The sequence below is a fragment of the Oceanobacillus piezotolerans genome (genome assembly GCF_003665065.1).
Classification (GTDB): domain Bacteria; phylum Bacillota; class Bacilli; order Bacillales; family Amphibacillaceae; genus Oceanobacillus; species Oceanobacillus piezotolerans.
In genome coordinates this window covers 662,232-680,810 of sequence record NZ_RCHR01000001.1, presented here as the reverse complement: position 1 = coordinate 680,810, position 18,579 = coordinate 662,232, and the positions used below count along the sequence as shown (strand labels likewise).

The following is an 18,579-nucleotide window of genomic DNA, read 5'->3' as shown; positions in this document are numbered from 1 at the left end:
AAAAGAAGGATTATTCATTTCTTCGGCTAGACCTGGACCTGTTTCTACGAGCAAACACACTACCGTTGGGTCGGTTAGAAATCCTCTTTTTCGTCATTATTTCCTATGCTTCTTAGCTTTCCTATAAGTTATACCTCAGCTAGTATCGACTCACAAAAAAGTTTAGTCACTTCAATAATTTCATTTTTTACTATTTCATTAGCGTTGCAGTTTAATAGGTTGTTTATAATCCTACCGAAATTATCAATTAAATCCCCAATCATGTATTTTTATTTTCGCAGAATGTGTCGAAATTTTTGGTAAAGATTACCAATTTATTTCTACCAATATTTGGTATTATTTGTATAGGTATCCTGTAATAAAACAGAAAAGGCAAACCAATCGAAAGACTGGGACGCAAAGCTACAGGTCTAAGGTTATGAACTATGATGGCTGTGCTACCTAAAATATTACATATTTTGGGGGGGTTTTAAGATGGTTACAGAATTAGATGAAGAGTGGATTGAACTTATTGAAGAGGCTTTTAACTTAGGAATCTCTATCCAAGAAATCAGGCAGTTTTTAAAAAATAATGAGGAAAAATCTTCTTAATCAACAGATTGGTTCAAGAAGGATCCGTACTAATTTAGAAAGAATATATACTACTAAAGGGGCAGTTTTGTAGAGTAAAGACGAAAAAAATACAGAGATGAATAACTTTAGAGATTTGAAATAAATGGAATTCCAAAAGCAAGGCTATTTAATGTATAGATGACGTAGAGAAAAGTGGAATATTTAGGGACATACATTGAAAAACTTAAATGATAAGGCTAACTTGCCAGTTATTTTCAAGGAGGTTATAAGAATGGCATTCACATCCAAAAATATCTTTATCAATTTATCTGTAAAAGACGTGAACAAATCCACCATTTTTTTCAAAAACCTTGGTTTTGAGTTCAACCCACAATTCTCTGATGAAACTACATCTTGCATGATCATCAGTGAAAATATCTTTGCTATGATTATGAATGAGGAACGTTTCAAAGGATTTAGTAAGAAGGATATTGTGGATACTACTACTTCTGCTGAAGCAATTTTCAGCTTTTCAGCTGACAGTAGGGATCAAGTGGACGAGTTAGTAAATAAAGCATTGTCATCTGGTGGTAAATCTTTAAGTGAGCCGCAAGACCATGGTTTCATGTATATTTGGGGTTTTCAGGATTTAGATGGTCATTTATGGGAAGTTGCATATTTGGATGAAAGTAAAATTAATCAAGTGTAAACATTCAGGTATTAAATGAGGCTTTTAAAATTCTAAGGGATGATGCATCAGATGTATCATCCTTTTATCAAATTAGAAATAAATGAAGGACCATCTCGTTTTCTGAAAGGTAATATTAATTTGTACATCTATTTAAATGTGAGGAGTGAACATTTGAATAAGAATGGAAGAATGGGGATTTGAAAAGTGGCTATTATAATTTTTATCGTAATATTTATTACTCTATTATCAATAGAAGGACACATGCGAAAAGGATATAAACAACAACAAGAAATAATTGAATTATTAAAACAGATAAAAGAAAATCGTTAGATTAAGAGCTTTCTTACCGATTAAATTTTTATTCATAGTTGCTCTTGTTTTTCGAAAAGATAAGAAAGCAAGCTCTTGCCTTTAGCTAAAAACACTTTTCCTTTTAGTTCAAACTTAGCTATGACCAAGTGAGGATTTTTTCAAAAGAGAATTAACTAAAGGAGAAAGATAGGTGAAGTTTGTCATTAAGTATCTAGTTGGAATTTCTGTCTTGCTTCTGTCCACATTTGTTACCTGGTACGAAGGAAGCTATATAAGGTATAATTCCTATGAATGGAAATATACTGCATTTTTTTCCAAAACGTTTAATGGTGAAATAATACATAAATCCGATATATCGCAATTAGACTACTTTATATATGCCGTAAAATTTTATCCTTTTTTCCAATTTAAAAGATATGCAGTCTATCAGTCTTTTAATAATAAGCATTTACTTAGTATGGAGAAAGAATACAATAACACGAATCATTTCACATAATTTACTAATTTCACTTCTGATCTTTATTAAATATATAAAGGGAAATGAAGGAATGAGTAGGGGCACGAACATTATCAAGTGGTATTAAAAAAATTGTTTACTCTTCAAATGAGATTTTGGGGCTTTAGCCAGTGGATACGTCAATATACGAACGCTATTTTACGTATATAGTAGTAAGGAACAGGAAATTGGAAAGTATCAAAGAAATTAAGTTCTAGTCACTAATTGGTTTTAATTTCTTGAATAACAAAGTAATTAGATATTATAGTTAAAATAAAACGCTGTTTGTGAGATAATTAAGTTAATAATAATAATTATAGAAATGGGGAATTAAAATGGATGTTAAATATCCTATTGGGCAACTACAAGTACCTGAAAAAGTAACATTAGAAAATATTCAAGAATGGTTAAAGGAAATCGAAACTTATACCATTCGATTAAGAGAAACAGTAAACTCATTAAGTGATGAGGAATTAAGCAAAACTTATCGTGAAGGCAGCTGGACAGTTCGTCAACTTGTTCACCACATTGCAGATTCTCAGTTAAATATGTATCAGCGTTTGAAGCTTGCTTTAACAGATGAGAATCCTACAGTACCGGAATTTGATCAAGATAAGTGGGCAATTCAACCAGATACAAACCTTCCTGTAGAAAGTTCAATTAAAATGCTAGAAGGTATCAATGAACGCATCGTGTCTTTAGGTAAAAGTTTAACTGAGGAACAGTTAGATCGGACTTTTACTCACGAGATAAACGGTAAAATAACAGTGGCAACAAAAGTTGCAAAATTAGCTTGGCATGAAGAGCATCACCTTGCTCATATAAAAATTGCATTATCAAAATAAACCATATAGGAAATGGCTTATCGAGATTGATAAGCCATTTTTTAATGATTAATCTTGTTTTTGTGCACCTTGGTGTGCAAAGACAAATTAATTTTTGGTTCATTTAATGCGTTACCCTTTTGATTTAAGGATTAATCATATATGACAGCCTTCCCTTGTTCACGTAATTCTTTTAAAGAGGAGAGCATATGATTTATTTGTTCATCAGAATGTCTTTCCCATGAACTTAATTCAGCGACTATTTTCAAAGGAGATTTCGACCTATATGATCGAGTTGGATTTCCAGGGAATCTTTTGTCTGTTACGTTCGGATCATTTTCAAATTCACCCAATGGTTCGACAACATAAATTCTTTCTTTTAACTTAGATGCAGCTAATTCAGCACCCCATTTAGCAGCATCAAGTGTTGCAGTAAAATATATATAGTTAGATTTCTTATCTTGATAATTTGATAAGTGATTAGGTACTAATAAATCTCCAATTTTTAGTTCTGCTTTCGTACCATGAAAAAAAGGACCATTATCTAAGACATCTTTTTTGTCAGTCATTCGGATACACCTCTCCTACTTTTTAGTTGTGTATTACAGTATAGTATAGGAATGGGGCAAAGAGTAGTCTATAAATAATGTATAATTAGTAGTATAATGAAAGTAGAGAGAAGAGATATGGAGGGTGCATCCTTTAAAAAGGGAAGCACCTTTTTTGTTGGTAAAGGGAAGAAATAATAGAAAAGAAATTTTGATTACTTGGAATGTCACATTGATATTATCGTTAATTTTCAAAAATATAGAAAAAGAAGATAAAGGTTTTGAATTTTTTTATCATAAGTTGACATATAGAAGGAAAATGATTCGTACCGTGTGGTCGCTTCCGGTATTTGTTGTTTCACTTATTGTAATATACTTTTTTGCAGACTTAATTCTTCTTGAATTTCTTATGGTGTCCATTTTCTTCTTTGTTCTTTTTTTAATTCAGCTTATTTATAACTATATAAAATGGAAAAAATATGAGAGGGAATATGATAAGCTTATAGGTGTTTTTAAAAGAGGTATCGGGAGAGACAATCAGGCTAGAGAGTAATCAATATGTTTTGAAAAATACTCATTGAAAATTATGTTATCATTAAGAAAGAATTAATTTATAAGGTGCAATAGGAGGCAGATACTTTGCTTGTGTTAAAACAGTTTGCATCGAGTTTTTTACTTAAAGTGAGTTAGTTTATATTGGCTATAAGCGCTTATTTACTATATTGGACAGTTATTATGCCTTTCCTCGCAATTATTCCTTTTATTATTTCTTTAGGTTCTGGTTTATCATGTTTCTACTTGTCAAGGAAATTTGACGATAGAAGAAAGTAAGTTTAACTAACCTAAAACTACATAAAAAATCAGTTTTTAAAAGGGTGGGAGTTATATGTTAATTAAGCCAAAAAAACTGCAGCCGGGAGATCGTGTTGCAACATTAAGCCCTTCCTGGGGAGGAGCGGGTGAACCCGCACTAAGATGGAGATATGAGCAAGGCGTAGAGAGACTTGAAAAGGTCTTTGGGCTGGAAGTGGTCTCCATGCCGAATAGTTTAAAAGGGGGAGAGTATCTTTATAATAATCCACAAGCTCGTTCTGAAGATTTAATGGAAGCATTTCTGGATAAGAGTATAAAAGGTATCATTGCAAACATTGGTGGAGAAGATAGTATTCGCCTGCTCCCATTTATTAATTTCGATGTTATAAGAGAAAATCCGAAAATCTTTATGGGCTACTCTGATGTGACGGTTTCCCATTTATTTTGTCATAAAGCAGGAATCACCTCTTTTTATGGTCCAGCCATTTTAACCGACTTTGCTGAAAACGTGGAGATGCATCCCTATACGATTGAAATGATAAATCGAACTCTCTTTTCAAATGAAATTATTGGTGAAATTCAACCGGCTAATGAATGGACGAGTGAACGTCTAGAATGGATAGAAGGGAATAAGAACCGTCAACGGACGATGGTGAAAAATACGGGTTACGAGGTCCTTCAAGGATCAGGTGCAGTTCAAGGCCATTTGATTGGTGGTTGTATAGAAGTACTGGAATTTGCAAAAGGAACAGAACTTTGGCCAGAAGAAAAATATTGGGAGAATAGCATCCTTTTCTTTGAAACATCAGAAGAAAAACCGGAGCCAAAATTTATTAAATATTGGTTACGAAATTATGCTGTACAAGGTATTCTTCAAAAAGCAAATGGAATTGTTTTTGGTAAACCACAGGATGAGAAATATTACGATGAGTATAAAGAAGAAATTCAAAAAGTAATGAAGGAATATGATTTGGAGAATTTGCCGATTCTCTATAACTTGAATTTTGGTCATACCGAACCGAAATTTATATTGCCATATGGCGTAGAAGCAGAAATTGACTGTGAAAAAGGGACTTTCAAGATCCTGGAAAGTGGAGTGGAATAAATACTATTCATCAACAAGGAGCTTTTTATCAATGTGAAGGCGCCTTTTTAATCCCATCTGCGATATTTTAGTAGTAGGTCTCTGTTAAAATGAAAATATAAATTCTGTTGCTAGAAGGGGATAAGATGTTTAAGAAAATCAAGGCTTGGGCGAAAAAATTAAAACAACAGATATTTGTTCTCTACTATGCTTGTAAAGATGAAAGAGTACCTTGGTATGCAAAAGTATTTACTGCTTGTGTTGTCGCATATGCGTTTAGTCCGATTGACTTAATACCAGATTTCATCCCGATTCTTGGCTTTTTGGATGAAGTGATTCTCCTCCCATTAGGTATATTATTGGCATTGAAGATGATACCAACAGATGTATTATCTGATTGTGTAAAAAAGGCAGAAGAAAGAACAAAAAATGATAAGCCAAAGAATTGGATAGTTGGTTTATTAATATTATTAATTTGGATTATAATAATAGTTTGGGCTATTATTAAAGTTTATCAATTATTGAACGAAAAGGTGCGTTGATCCAAGAAGGATTAACCGCCTTTTTTGTAGAAGTAAATGTATGAATAGGAATGGTTGAAGAGATGTTACTTCTTTGGAGAGATGGGGAGAAAATATGTTTCCAACATTAAAAACAGATAGATTGGTGTTAAGAGAAATATCTAAGGATGATGCAGCTGGCATATTCGCTTGTTTTTCTAACGAAAATGTAACGAGATTTTATGGTCAAGAAACATTAGGTAGAATAGAAGAAGCAGAAGCATTTGTTGACTTTTTCGAAAAGAATTACAAAGATAAAAGAGGAATACGTTGGGGAATTACAATAAAAGGAAGCCAAAATATTATTGGAACCATTGGATTTAATGCTTGGTCACCTAAACATAAACGGGCGGAAATAGGTTATGAAATTCACCCAGATTATTGGAGAAAAGGGTATGCATCAGAGGCAGTATTAAAAGTAATTCAATATGGTTTTGATGAATTAGGATTATTTCGTATAGGAGCTGTTGTTTTTATTAATAATCAAGCATCTAATAAATTGCTCAGCAAATTGGGGTTTCAGAAAGAAGGCGTCCTAAGGGATTATATGCATCAGAATGGTGAAGTGTACGATACATATGTTTATTCGTTACTAAAGAATAATAGATAAATCTCCTTTTCAGCTATCTAATTACGAGGATTAACACCCCTTTTTGACGAGGTCATTAAGTGAACGGAGCAATTTTATAACAGAGTACGTTTTATTAATTATTAAGTGTTTTGAAGAGGAGGTATAACTGATGAGTTCTAACCCTAAATTGCCCTTAACAGACAGTGAAAAATCAAAACTTAGAAAAGCAAAAGTAAAAATTAGTGAAATACATACTTATAATAGAGAAGAAATAGTTGTAATGTTAGATATTTCTGTTGAAAGAGCGAACATTTTAAAGGGATTAGCGGATTTCCAGAGTATTCCTTCTATTGGTTCTAAATTAGCTGAAAAACTGGTTTTTGAATTGAACTTTTTTTCACTAGAGGATGTCAAGGGAAAGGATGGGGCCAAACTCTTTGATGAATTGGAACAAAAATTAGGTGTTTGGTCTGATAGTTGTGTTGAAGATCAGATTCGGTGTGTGATTAACTTTTCGAACAATCCTGGGAGTAGTAAACAGTGGTTTGATTTTACGGAAGAAAGGAAGGCTTATCGCGATAAATTAGGTTTTCCTAAGAATAGGCCAATTAAAGCTTGGTATGAATAAATATTGAAAGAAGAATTCAAGAGGAGATATTATAGATGGAATTTACGCACACTAGATTACTTGTAGACAATTATAAAGAATGCTTTTTATTTTATAGAGATTTATTGGGGTTTGATGTTACTTGGGGAGATGAAAATTCTAATTATGCTGATTTCAAATTTAAGGGTGCTACTTTAGGTGTTTTTGACCGTAAACAGATGGTGGAAGCTATTGGAGAAGAATATTCCACACATATCGAACAGGCGGATAAGACAGCTTTAATCTTTAAAGTAGATAGCGTGGAAGAGACATATCAAGAGTTAAAAAGCAAAGTAGAGTTTATTACGAAACCGACTGAACAGCAAGATTGGGGTATTAAGGTAGCTCATTTTAGAGATCCTGCTGGTTCATTAATTGAGATTTACGAAAGAATCTAAGTTAAAAACACAAATATTCTATTATTGCGAGTAACACTGGAGTGATAAAAAGACACATTCATAGAGGTGGGGAATCATGCCAATTTCTGATTACTATAAAGAAATCCGTAGTAAGATTGGAACAGAGCTGATGTTAATGCCAAGTGTAGCTGCCGTTATCAGAAACATTGATAATGAAATATTGTTCCAAAAGCCTCAGGAAGGTGAATATTGGAGTTTACCTGCGGGAGCGATAGAGCCAGGAGAAACACCTGCACAAGCGATTATTCGTGAAGTTCGGGAAGAAACTGGACTAAGAGTAAAGCCAAATATGTTATTAGGAATATTTGGTGGAGAGACTTTTCGTTATACATACCCTAATGGTGATCAAGTAGAGTACAATGTATTTGTTTTTGAATGTGACATAGTAAGTGGCGAATTGGCACCGTTTGATGGTGAATCCGTCGACCTAGTGTTTATAAAAGAAGATAATAAACCAAAACTCGCTTTACCATATCCAGATTTCATATTTAAAAACTCTTCTGTAGATAATACTTTTTTTCAATGGAATAGTGATTGGCTTAAGAAATAAAACTTATATTTCTTATATTTATGCTTGTGCTATGTATTTTATATATTTGGCGCAACTCAATTAGTCTAAGGTACGTGGAAAATTCATATTGGTTTTGTTATAAATTTAGTGAGCTATTTTATTTCTAAGTTTCTTATACAAATAAAGGTGGTCATTACTAATTTGTTTTTTTGCTTTTTACTCGTTCTTACAGTCCCATTTTCTATCGGATCTTGGTTAGGAATGGTGATTAGCGTTATTAGTTCAGGCATGTTACTTTTTGTGATTATATCTGGACTTAATATTGGCTTATCTGCTCTTAACAGGTTTTGAACTTTAGATTAACTCGCTAAGAATAGAGAACAAATGGGACAAACAGTAGTGATTATATTTTAATTATGAAAAAACTGCAGAATTACCTTATGTACGATTTTGAAATTTTGAAGGGATTTTATTGTAGAAGCCTATTTTCTAAATAAATGTTAGAATGAATGTTAAAGTAAGTATTTAATAACATTTTAAAAGTGAGTAGGTGACAACATGATCGAGATAAAAACATCTTCTATAAGTGATGGGGAGTTCAATAGAGGGGTATTTGCTACGCGTGATATTAAAAAAGGGGAGCTTTTACATGAAGCACCTGTTATTTCTTATCCAAACGATCAGCATCAATACATCGAGCAAACTTTACTAGCTGATTACGCTTTCGAGTATGGGATAAATCATACTGCAATCCTTCTAGGGTATGGAATGTTATTTAACCATTCCTATGAACCTAATGCAAACTACGAGATAAATTTTGAAAATCATACATTTGACTTCTATGCTTTCACAGATATTAAAGCAGGTGATGAGATTTTAATTAATTATAATGGAGAGGTCGATAACAAAGATCCACTGTGGTTTAATGAAGACTATGACGATAGGACATAGCCTAGATTACTTTACACCAATTTTAAAAGTACGTTTATAACTTGAGCTATGGGTACAGGAAAAAAACAAGGCGATCATCAAATTGATCGTCTTAGCTTTTTTATAAGTAATTTTGAATATTGTGTTAATTTTAACTTTCAAAACGAAGATACACAGAAACACTATGTAGAAGGGAGAGCTTATGAAAAAGGTTATACTTATTGGTTCCGGCGGGGCTGGGAAATCCACACTTGCAAGACAACTAGGTGAAAAGCTGCAAATAAATGTATATCACCTTGACGCGTTATTTTGGAAACCACATTGGGTGGGTGTTCCCAAGGATGAACAAATAAAAATCCAGAAAAATTTAGTAAAAAAAGAAGAGTGGATTATCGATGGAAACTATGGTAGTACAATGGACATCAGACTTCATGCAGCAGATACCGTAATTTTCCTCGATATTCACAGAACAATCTGTCTTTTTTGTGTTCTTACTCGAATATTTCAGTATCGAAATAAAACAAGACCTGATATGGGAAAAGGATGTAAAGAAAAATTTAACTTAGGTTTTATTAAATGGATATGGAAATATCCCAAAACTAAAAAACCTGAAATTTTAATGAGTCTCGCGCATTTGTCTAAGGACAAGCAAATTATAATATTGAAAACTCCAAAAGAAGTACAACAGTTTTTAGAAAAAGTACAATGATTACTATTGTTTTGCCAGTAGGATAAATACTCGAGAAATTAATAAAGAATGGTTCTTTATTAATGGGGGCTTTACACGACTAGCTTATTATCTAGCAGATTGCTGCCTTTAGTATTTTTTCTCTCAAAAAGGAGAGTTAAACACATCGCGCTTATAGAAAAGACACGATTCCTTTCAACCCATAGAACAATGGTTGGATCAATAACAGAACCCTTCTTTAACTCATAGAACAAAAGTTTGGCAAGGCGTTCATTTAAATCATCGTCTATTTTTATCGAAGGAGATATTTAAATATTCGGTAATAATTGAAGTTTAGTTATTTAATTAGTGAAACAAGCTATCTTAGATTTTTATCTTTATAGTCTAGTTGTTCCTTAAGGAGAACATGGATATAAAATAACCTAAAGAATTATTTTAAGACTCCTGCATCAAATCCAGTGGAAAGTTTATTATTGTAAAGTGTTAAATCATACTTCAACAACAAGTTGCTCTCTATAGGGAAGAAGTACACTGTTGAATATAAACAGCTTTCCAAATTACTATACAATTTCAGAAAAAAGAGCAAATACTACCTAACTGTGTAGTATTTGCATCATTTATAGTATCAAAATTAATCGTTGGAACGCTGACCTGATTGCGAACCTGAATGTGAAGACCCGCCCATTTGCGGGTAACTACCCGTATGCGGGTAACCACCCATTTGTGGGTAACCGCCCGTTTGTGGGTAACCGCCCATTTGTGGGTAGCCGCCCATTTGTGGGTAACCGCCCATTTGTGGGTAACCGCCCATATGCGGATACCCTCCCATTTGTGGATAACCACCCATATACGGATACCCGCCCATCTGCGGGTAGCCACCCATTTGCGGGTAACCGCCCATTTGTGGGTAGCCGCCTCCAAATTGTCTATTTTCTTCTTTCATTTTATCCTCTCCTAACATCATTGTACAAAATAGTGTATGTTCATTTGTACTAGATGGAATAGACGTATGCCCTTAAAAATAATTTTTGCATTTTTTTGTTTAGTTTCTTAAAACCATAATTATAAAATATTACATTCCAAATAGTACCGTTCGCTTAGAAGTGCTTACTATTAATTATTTGCAAAAGCTTTATTCTAATATTCAAGTCATTCAAGTGACTTCATTTCTTTGATACATGTTTTCTAATACTTGAAATCATAAAGAATTCAGTTGTTTTCACGGTCATTATTAACTTCTATAATGATAAATTTTTCTTGTGTTCGAAGTAACGGAACGAGTATTTTAGGGCCAAAGAAAAATCTGTTCCAAGTGAGTTTGCTGAGAAAAGATCTATTAAAGTAGGTTTTGCATAAGTTTTTTTTAAAGGTGATTTAGCTGCCCGAAGTAAATTTTAATAAAATTCAGTAATCATTAAAAGGAAATATATGGTAAAATCTTTTCGGATACCTAATCAAAAAAAGGAGATACATATGAAAAGTGACAAAAAAATAATATTAATAATTTTTACTTTATTATTAGTTCTGTTAGCCGCTTGCAACAATTCAACTGACGAAAGGACCGCTAAGTCGGACGACCAGTCGAAAGATTACAATTCATCTCAAGAAAAAAACGATGATTCGTCTGATTTGGATTCAACAGAAATTGATTCAAACTACGACAGCAGTCAGACAGTCAAAGACTTAAACGAAAAAAAAGTTACATCAACTAGTGCAGATGTAGCAACAGATGATTCAAACAACTCACAGAGTAGTAATGCAATTAAAGAAGAGAATATTTCAAACACTGTATCCTTAAAAGAGGAGAATTTGCCTTCTGATGATTCTAATGCAGTTTTGAAGCAAGAGCATCTAAAAAAATTGAACAATACTAAAAAAGAAGCCGAAGCTTTGGAACCAGTTGATTCTTCCACATTCGCTTTAAAAAAAGTGGAAGACGATAGGTGGAATATGTGGGATGACTCATTGAATGAAATTTATGGTGTTTTAGAGCAACAACTGCCACCACATCAGATGGAAGAATTAAGAGAAGAACAACGAAATTGGTTAAAACTTAGAGATGATAATGCATTGGAAGCATCGTATAGATTTAAAGGTGGTACTCAGGAACACGTGGAATATGTAAGTGTGTTAGCAAACCTTACAGAAGAAAGATGTTTTGAATTGGTTAATAATTATATGAAGTAATGCTTCAATAATGCAAGTAGACGGTACGCAATACAAAACCGTCTAACCACAACTTGATTAGACAAGGCGACTATGACGTGTTATGCCCCTACTGAGGTAAATAGCTTTAATTATAACTTCAGGAGGAGCGTATCTCGAAATGGTCGTTTTTTTTAGATGTATTGTTTGAATATTATGTTACTAAGTGAATCTGTCGTGAATTTAGTATATCCTATCTTTAAATTGCGTATTTGCTGTTTATTTGAATATTTTATTTCGTATATATTGAAGAAGATGGTTCGGGCTTGGGTTACACGATTCAAAGAATAATATATAAATCTCCAGATTAAATTCTGTATTCAAACAAACCTACTTAAGAAGAAAGTACCTTTCTAAAGTTAAGGGTTTAGAAAATTTACTTATATGAAATGGGGGTTATTATGAGTCAATTAAATGAGAAAATCGCAATTGTTACTGGGGTAAGCCGTAAAAAGGGGCTGCCATATGCAGAGAGCTTGCAAGTACTACTCATCACATATTTTTTACCTATTGGACAGGATATGATATGAACATGCCTTGGTCTATGGATTTGGAGGAACCAAAATTATTGGTGGAAGAGCTAAGGGAATATGGGGTTAAGATATCAAATATGGAGTTAGATTTAACTCAAAATGAATCAACCCAAAAACTGCTGCAGACTGTTTATCAACCTTAGGATATCCCGATGTTCTTATTAATAGTGCTGCATACTCTGTTAACAATGACTTTTCTAATCTAACACTAGAAGAATTAGATCAGCACTATTTGGTAAATATTCGTGCAACCACAATGCTAAGCTGTTCATTAAGCTAAAGGATTCAATAAAAAATCTGGTGGAAGAATTGTTAATATTACCTCTGTTCAGTCTCAGGGACCAATGCCTGGTGAATTAGCCTATGCTACAACTAAAGGAGCGGTAGATGCACTAACGGTTACATTGTCAGCGGAGCTAGCCTCGTTGGGTATTACGATAAACGCTATTAATCCTGGTCCAACAGATACAGTCTGGATGACGGACGAAATTAAAAGTCATTTGGAACCAAAATTTCCTTTTGGAAGAGTAGGCGAACCAAATGATGTCGCGAGAGCAGTAAAATTTTTAGTAAGCGAGGAAGCCGCATGGATTACGGGTCAGGTTATTCATTCGGAAGGTGGATTTATACGATAATATCATTTAGTAAGTGTAAGCTTTTTATCGTGTTGTTATGAATGAACATAAATCCATAGGTATTACCCAAAAGAAGGAATTGACTTTAATAGATTTATAAAAGGAGGTTCATTATGACGGATGATTTTTATTGTGATGAAGTATTAAGTGGTAAAACCCGAGTCAATAAAGTATTGGAAACCGAAAATGTATTAGCCTACTATCATACAAGACCTTTTTGGCCAGTCCATATAGTAGCTATCCCTAAGAAACATATCCCTTCTTTAATTACATTGGAAGAAAATGATAATGAAATATTACTAGAACTATTGGGCGTTATTAAAAAGGTTGCAGCTATGGTAACTGAGGAATACGGTGCTTGTAGAGTAATTACGAATTTAGGTGATTTTCAGGATTCAAAACATCTTCATTGGCATATTGTTTTTGGAGAGCCGTTATGATAGAGATAAATCAGTTAAGTGGATGATGTAATGATTTCTATATTGGAAAATATATTACAAGTAACTGCAGGTATACTAATCTTATGTTCATTCTATTTTTATAGATTTTTTAAGAAAGTTAAAAAGGATAGAAAGTTAAATTTAATTGAACAATGTATTTATATTATAACTCAAATTGCCATCTTTCTATGTACTGTTAGCTATTTACTGCTTTTGTTGGATAGGAATTATTGAGAAGGGACGCTTTTTCATAAAATAATAGCAGTGCTTTTATGTCGATTTCATTACAAATAGGAGAAGATTTACGGAAGATGGGAAACTCTAATTCTAAAAATAAAGGGTGAGGATGTTGAGACTATCAATAATTAGTAGTATTAAAACAAATAATTTTAACGATGAACATGTAATGGAGAAAATTACCGAAATGTGGAAAGAAGCTTCTAGTCATCTCAAAATGAATGCAATAACTACATATGGTATTTATCATAATTATGAGAGCAACTATAAAGGAGATTATACATTAAGCGTTGGAATTGAAAATAATAATGGGAAAACATTCATAGAAATCCCAGAAAATGTGAAATTCGAAATCTATAAAGTGGAAACATCTGATGAACAGGGTATCTTTCATACTTGGAGAAAAATATGGAATCAAGAAGAAGCAGGTACAATAGAGAGAGCTTATTCAATAGATTATGAAAAATACTATCCTAATGGGAAAGTTGAAATCTATATAGCTATAAAGTAAATAACAAATGCTCTTTAGTGACTAATATGCATAGCATTATAAACAAAGAGTATGGTTTACTGTAGATATTTAAGGAGTTTTTGGGTTTGGGTGGCAATTTCTATAGCATTATTAACTGGTATAATAGCAGCGAACTCTACCAAGAAGAACCCAAAGAAATAAGGCAGATTTTGTTTGGTGAAGTGTAATGATTATTTCTACATATATAAAGAAAGATTTAGGCAGAAATATTTTGGCTTGGGTACAAACCAAATTAAGAGATAAAGATTACCTTAGGCTAGGTTGTTTTGCCGATAATATAAAATTAAATAACTTTTATATTAATAATGGTTTTGAATCTGTTGGTTTAACGGATGGTCATAGAAAATATTAGATCGATTTCACTTCGATGTATTACTCAAGGGGGGATTTGTATTTGAAAAAACAATGGCAATCGTTTTATGTAGTCACCTTCATTACCATAATTCTCTTAGTCTTAGTTGCTTGTAATGAAAAAACAGAAACAAAATATCAAGATGAAAATTTAGTGACAATAGAAACAGTATTAAACCAAGCATTTACAGGTCCTAGTGATGAATTGAAGCAAATTGTGGATAGTAAAGGACTTGAAGATTTAGTGCAATATGACGAGAACTTCTATAAAGATTACTTTGCAGATGAATCGTCCTACTTGGAATTTGTAAAAAACAACTATGGGTCAGGATTTATGATTGAACCAATAAGAAATGGTTACGAATTAAAAGTAAACAATATTGAATATGAAAAAACAGAGTCTAATGAGATTATTTATAACTTCGCCGTAGAAATACAATATCGAAAAGAAGGCAGTAAAAAATCAGCAGTTGAGGTTGTGAAGGGGCAAGCGAACCTAAATAAAGAACATAAAATAGAAGATTTGTTAATCCATGATAAAGAATTTCATAGTCTTTTTAATAATTAAATGCAAATTCCAAATCTGAATTTAATTTATGTAAGACATGACAAATTTTCTCGGTTTGTTGATATTAGGTTTCTTTTCGTTAAAAGAGCAGCTCCCAACTTCCTTTATGATTCACGGTGAATGGGACCACGACTATGATTTGGAAATGATAAAAAATTAAGTATGGTTATCCAAATGGAATACAGTGATAGAAAAATATAAAGGCACCAATCTTGGATTTGCTTTTGGTATCTAGCTAATCAAGAGGTAGTTAAAGCTGATGAAAGATTAATAAGTGCAGCAATAGCTTACTATGACAAGAAATTTACAGCTATTCAACAGGAAATGTTAATAGATATTTTTATAGATAATACAAAGAAGGGATATTAATGGGAAATCATTACAAGTTACATCCAATAAATGCAGCACACAAATTTATAAAAAGTCACTTTCCATACTGCGATGGAGCTTTATTGGCAGGTAGTGTTGTACGTGGGGAAGCAACAGAAACCTCAGATTTGGATATAGTAATTTTTGATAAAACATATAGCTCTTCCTATAGGGAGTCACTAATTGAGTATGGTTGGAAGATTGAAGTGTTTGCACATAATCTAGAATCTTATCGAGAGTATTTCCAAAGTGATTATAGACGAGCAAGACCTTCGTTGCCACGAATGGTATCAGAAGGGATCATTCTAAAAGATAATGGAATTATAAATGCTATCAAATATGAAGCAAAAGAATTATTAGCCAAAGGTCCAGAAATTTGGACAACGGAAACAATAAATACTAAACGCTATTTTATTACGGATAGCCTTGATGATTTTATTGGTTGTAATAATAGAGCAGAAGGAATTTTTATAGCTAACACACTTGCTGAACTCGTAAGTGAATTTGTGTTGAGAACAAATAATATGTGGATTGGACGTTCTAAATGGATCATACGTTCCTTAAAGGAATACGACATAAGTTTTGCTGAACAATTTGTGGAAGTTTTTGATTTATATTATAAAAGTGATTCCAAAAAAGAAGTGATCAAATTAGTTGATGAAATATTGCTTCCTTATGGAGGACGATTATTTCATGGTTTTTCTCTAGGGAAGAAATAATCATCATTTAATAGCAGATGCACAGAAATCAAGACAAAGCGACTCAAACAAATCTATTTTTTCGGTCTGTTATTTGACTATTATGTTAATATAGAAATATTAAGCTTAGGGAAATAGGTCAATTAATCGGAATGACAATAACTATTTTTCCGGAGGGATAAAGTGATTAATGTCTATAGTTATGTACTAGATCCATTAGCAGATTGGGAAATTGCGCATGTAACAGCAGAGCTGAATTCATGACAATACTTCAAAAAGCAGAGTGATAAAGTCTCCGTCAAGATCGTAGGAGCCACAAAGGATCCAATTATCACAAAGGGTGGTATGAAAGTTATACCCGAGATTACCACCGATGATATTATTACTTCTCTTTCAACTGTATTGCTGCTGCCTGGAGCAGATGCTTGGGATGACCCAAGACACCTACCGATTATAGACAAGGTACTTGAATTGCTGGAGTGTGGTGCAACCGTTGCCGCCATTTGCGGTGTTACCACTGCACTCGCCGAATCTGGTGTACTAGACGAACGTATACATACGAGCAACAGTCTTGAATATCTCAAAATGGTATACCCCAACTATAAGGGTGAATCAAACTATAAATGTAAAAGCTATTTCGGACAATAATCTAATAACAGCTAGTTCAGCTGGTGGGTTGCTCTTCGCTAAGATTATTTTATCGAAGTTAGATGTTTTTTCTGAAGTACCCTTGAGGCTTGGTATTAACTATTTCCATACGGGTGCACCAAAATATTTCTACAATCTAATGGACACCTTGAAACCCTAGTGGAATAAATAGGGGCACATCTTGTAATTTTAAAACATATAGGAGAAGAAATTAAATGAATCTGAGATTAGAAGACATGAATTTAATTGAGTATCAGCAATATCATCGTTTCTCCATTAGAAACTATGCAAACGAGCAAATGAAGTCTGGTGGTTGGGAGCCACAAGATGCAATTAGTAGAGCAGAACAAGTATATAATAAATTATTGCCCGACGGTCAGAATACAAGAAACCATTATTTATTTACGATTCGTGACGGAAGCAAGGAAGTCGGTATGATTTGGCTTGCACAGAGAACTGCTGAAAAAGGATTTATTTATGACATAAATATCTGGGAAGAGAATCAAGGTAAAGGCTATGGAAAACAAGCAATGAGAGAGATCGAAGTTTTTGCTAAAAAGATTGGATTGAAAAAGATAGGTCTCCACGTCTTTGGTCACAACAAAAGAGCACGTGTGTTATATGAAAAGTTAGGATATATAGAAACGAATATTAATATGGAAAAGACATTATAACCTATAACTTTTATTAAAACTTTACCAGCCTATATTTTTTAGAAAGGCAGCGATTATTGAGCCGGTAGATATCGAATGCTTGATATAATTTACTAATAAAAGCGATTACAATTAGGGGTGTTTACAAATGAAATTATTGGAACATGAACCATAACAGTTTACCTATTTTGTAAGAGGTCCTCCCAATCTGCGTTATATAATAATTAAACTATTTGGGAGGGGAATAGATGAGACGTGACAGTGAGTTTTTAAGTTATGTAAATGATATTAATAGACAATTTTCAGGATGGGACTTCTCCTTTATTTCAGGGACAGGACGTAAGCGGAGTGGCCTGCTTTCATGGTCTTACGGAAGTATGGCGAGACAGCTAATTCAACGTGCAGATTCGATGTTGGACATGGGTACTGGTGGCGGAGAATTTTTATCTATGTTAAGACCACTTCCTCGTACGGTTTATGCAACAGAAGCTTACAAACCAAACGTTAAATTAGCTAAGGAGAATCTGGAACCTTTGGGTATTAAAGTAGAGTTAATTGAAGAAGATTCTGACTTACCATTTAAGGAAAATCAGTTCGACTTAATTCTCAATCAACATGAATCTTATTCACCAGAAGAGGTCAGAAGAATCATCCGACAAGATGGTATATTTCTAACACAGCAGGTTGGAGGATTGGATTGTAAAGAAATTAATAAAGCCCTTGGTGTCTCTTTAAACACGGAGTTTGAGAATTGGGATTTAAAAGAAGCCTTAAAGGAAATTAAAAAGAATCATTTCCAAGTATTGTATAGTAAGGAAGAATTCCCGATTCAGCGATTTTATGATGTGGGTGCATTAGTGTATTACTTAAAAGCAATTCCTTGGCAAATTCCAGACTTCAGTATTCAAAAATATGAAGAAAAACTTTATGAAATACATCAGCATATTCAGTCAAGAGGGTTTTTTGATGTAAAGCAGCATCGCTTTATTATTGAGGCAAAAGCATTTTAAATCCAATGAGGTCTTCTTATTCAAAGGAGACCTCAATTTATTCTCGCTGTATGAG

Annotated in this window: 24 protein-coding genes, 1 pseudogene and 1 riboswitch; of the genes and pseudogenes, 23 read left to right on the top strand and 2 right to left on the bottom strand. The window is 33.2% G+C overall.

The features are described from left to right. The first annotated feature begins 361 nt into the window (after positions 1-361). Positions 362-445, top strand: a riboswitch (cyclic di-GMP riboswitch). A gap of 29 nt (positions 446-474) precedes the next feature. The 4 genes from D8M04_RS03605 to D8M04_RS03590 all read left to right on the top strand — a co-directional run bounded on the left by D8M04_RS03605 (position 475) and on the right by D8M04_RS03590 (position 2,896). After that, positions 475-591 (top strand): anti-repressor SinI family protein, encoded by a 117-nt coding sequence (locus D8M04_RS03605; protein ID WP_121521474.1) that lies wholly within the window; start codon positions 475-477, stop codon positions 589-591. 253 nt (positions 592-844) lie between these two features. Continuing rightward, entirely contained in the window at positions 845-1,261 is a 417-nt protein-coding gene (locus D8M04_RS03600) for a VOC family protein (protein WP_121521472.1), read from the top strand. Between the two features lie 484 nt (positions 1,262-1,745). Continuing rightward, a complete protein-coding gene (locus tag D8M04_RS03595) occupies positions 1,746-2,051 on the top strand; it encodes a DUF4306 domain-containing protein (RefSeq protein WP_121521470.1) in 306 nt (101 codons plus the stop codon). A gap of 335 nt (positions 2,052-2,386) precedes the next feature. After that, the gene (locus D8M04_RS03590) at positions 2,387-2,896 is read left to right on the top strand and encodes a YfiT family bacillithiol transferase (protein ID WP_121521468.1); all 510 of its coding nucleotides are present in this window, start codon (positions 2,387-2,389) and stop codon (positions 2,894-2,896) included. A 131-nt stretch (positions 2,897-3,027) separates the two neighbouring features. On the opposite strand, the gene arr is transcribed toward D8M04_RS03590, so the two are convergent. Further along, complete coding sequence (gene arr / locus D8M04_RS03585; protein WP_121521466.1) at positions 3,028-3,444, bottom strand: NAD(+)--rifampin ADP-ribosyltransferase; 417 nt, start codon at positions 3,442-3,444, stop codon at positions 3,028-3,030. Positions 3,445-3,568: 124 nt separating this feature from the next. On the opposite strand from arr, the gene D8M04_RS20115 reads away from it, so the two are divergent. From D8M04_RS20115 to D8M04_RS03535, 9 genes are all read left to right on the top strand, one after another. Next, complete coding sequence (locus tag D8M04_RS20115; RefSeq protein WP_187695398.1) at positions 3,569-3,976, top strand: hypothetical protein; 408 nt, start codon at positions 3,569-3,571, stop codon at positions 3,974-3,976. A gap of 333 nt (positions 3,977-4,309) precedes the next feature. Further along, positions 4,310-5,341, top strand: coding sequence for a S66 family peptidase (locus D8M04_RS03570; RefSeq protein ID WP_121521464.1), 1,032 nt, complete (start codon positions 4,310-4,312; stop codon positions 5,339-5,341). A gap of 125 nt (positions 5,342-5,466) precedes the next feature. Further along, complete coding sequence (locus tag D8M04_RS03565) at positions 5,467-5,862, top strand: YkvA family protein (RefSeq protein WP_121521462.1); 396 nt, start codon at positions 5,467-5,469, stop codon at positions 5,860-5,862. Positions 5,863-5,956: 94 nt separating this feature from the next. Next, positions 5,957-6,490, top strand: a complete 534-nt coding sequence (locus D8M04_RS03560; RefSeq protein WP_121521460.1) for a GNAT family N-acetyltransferase — start codon at positions 5,957-5,959, stop codon at positions 6,488-6,490. A gap of 130 nt (positions 6,491-6,620) precedes the next feature. After that, on the top strand, positions 6,621-7,079 hold the full coding sequence (locus tag D8M04_RS03555; RefSeq protein ID WP_121521458.1) for a helix-hairpin-helix domain-containing protein: 459 nt from the start codon (positions 6,621-6,623) through the stop codon (positions 7,077-7,079). A 35-nt stretch (positions 7,080-7,114) separates the two neighbouring features. Continuing rightward, entirely contained in the window at positions 7,115-7,495 is a 381-nt protein-coding gene (locus D8M04_RS03550; protein ID WP_121521456.1) for a VOC family protein, read from the top strand. Between the two features lie 76 nt (positions 7,496-7,571). Then, on the top strand, positions 7,572-8,066 hold the full coding sequence (locus tag D8M04_RS03545) for an NUDIX domain-containing protein (protein ID WP_121521454.1): 495 nt from the start codon (positions 7,572-7,574) through the stop codon (positions 8,064-8,066). A gap of 519 nt (positions 8,067-8,585) precedes the next feature. Next, positions 8,586-8,978 carry an SET domain-containing protein gene (locus D8M04_RS03540; protein WP_121521452.1) on the top strand — a complete coding sequence of 131 codons (393 nt, stop codon included), beginning with the start codon at positions 8,586-8,588 and terminating at the stop codon, positions 8,976-8,978. A 181-nt stretch (positions 8,979-9,159) separates the two neighbouring features. Next, positions 9,160-9,666, top strand: coding sequence for a DNA topology modulation protein (locus D8M04_RS03535; RefSeq protein ID WP_121521450.1), 507 nt, complete (start codon positions 9,160-9,162; stop codon positions 9,664-9,666). A 610-nt stretch (positions 9,667-10,276) separates the two neighbouring features. Here D8M04_RS03535 and D8M04_RS20520 read toward each other — a convergent pair. Beyond that, positions 10,277-10,510 (bottom strand): hypothetical protein, encoded by a 234-nt coding sequence (locus D8M04_RS20520; protein WP_187695397.1) that lies wholly within the window; start codon positions 10,508-10,510, stop codon positions 10,277-10,279. A gap of 608 nt (positions 10,511-11,118) precedes the next feature. Here D8M04_RS20520 and D8M04_RS03525 point away from each other — a divergent pair. The 10 genes and pseudogenes from D8M04_RS03525 to D8M04_RS03475 all read left to right on the top strand — a co-directional run bounded on the left by D8M04_RS03525 (position 11,119) and on the right by D8M04_RS03475 (position 18,524). Beyond that, positions 11,119-11,832, top strand: a complete 714-nt coding sequence (locus D8M04_RS03525; protein WP_121521448.1) for a lysozyme inhibitor LprI family protein — start codon at positions 11,119-11,121, stop codon at positions 11,830-11,832. Between the two features lie 419 nt (positions 11,833-12,251). Beyond that, positions 12,252-13,018 (top strand): annotated as a pseudogene (locus D8M04_RS03520) (SDR family oxidoreductase). A gap of 113 nt (positions 13,019-13,131) precedes the next feature. Beyond that, positions 13,132-13,458 carry an HIT domain-containing protein gene (locus tag D8M04_RS03515; protein WP_187695396.1) on the top strand — a complete coding sequence of 109 codons (327 nt, stop codon included), beginning with the start codon at positions 13,132-13,134 and terminating at the stop codon, positions 13,456-13,458. A 346-nt stretch (positions 13,459-13,804) separates the two neighbouring features. Then, complete coding sequence (locus D8M04_RS03505; RefSeq protein ID WP_342772621.1) at positions 13,805-14,206, top strand: GyrI-like domain-containing protein; 402 nt, start codon at positions 13,805-13,807, stop codon at positions 14,204-14,206. 187 nt (positions 14,207-14,393) lie between these two features. Then, a complete protein-coding gene (locus D8M04_RS03500) occupies positions 14,394-14,579 on the top strand; it encodes an N-acetyltransferase (protein WP_121521439.1) in 186 nt (61 codons plus the stop codon). A 42-nt stretch (positions 14,580-14,621) separates the two neighbouring features. After that, on the top strand, positions 14,622-15,146 hold the full coding sequence (locus D8M04_RS03495) for an HECT domain-containing protein (protein ID WP_121521437.1): 525 nt from the start codon (positions 14,622-14,624) through the stop codon (positions 15,144-15,146). A gap of 368 nt (positions 15,147-15,514) precedes the next feature. After that, positions 15,515-16,234, top strand: coding sequence for a nucleotidyltransferase domain-containing protein (locus tag D8M04_RS03490; protein ID WP_121521436.1), 720 nt, complete (start codon positions 15,515-15,517; stop codon positions 16,232-16,234). 324 nt (positions 16,235-16,558) lie between these two features. Then, positions 16,559-16,861 carry a DJ-1/PfpI family protein gene (locus D8M04_RS20345; RefSeq protein WP_246001101.1) on the top strand — a complete coding sequence of 101 codons (303 nt, stop codon included), beginning with the start codon at positions 16,559-16,561 and terminating at the stop codon, positions 16,859-16,861. A 215-nt stretch (positions 16,862-17,076) separates the two neighbouring features. Beyond that, positions 17,077-17,535, top strand: a complete 459-nt coding sequence (locus tag D8M04_RS03480) for a GNAT family N-acetyltransferase (protein WP_121521435.1) — start codon at positions 17,077-17,079, stop codon at positions 17,533-17,535. 227 nt (positions 17,536-17,762) lie between these two features. Next, complete coding sequence (locus D8M04_RS03475; protein WP_121521434.1) at positions 17,763-18,524, top strand: class I SAM-dependent methyltransferase; 762 nt, start codon at positions 17,763-17,765, stop codon at positions 18,522-18,524. Positions 18,525-18,579 lie beyond the last annotated feature (55 nt).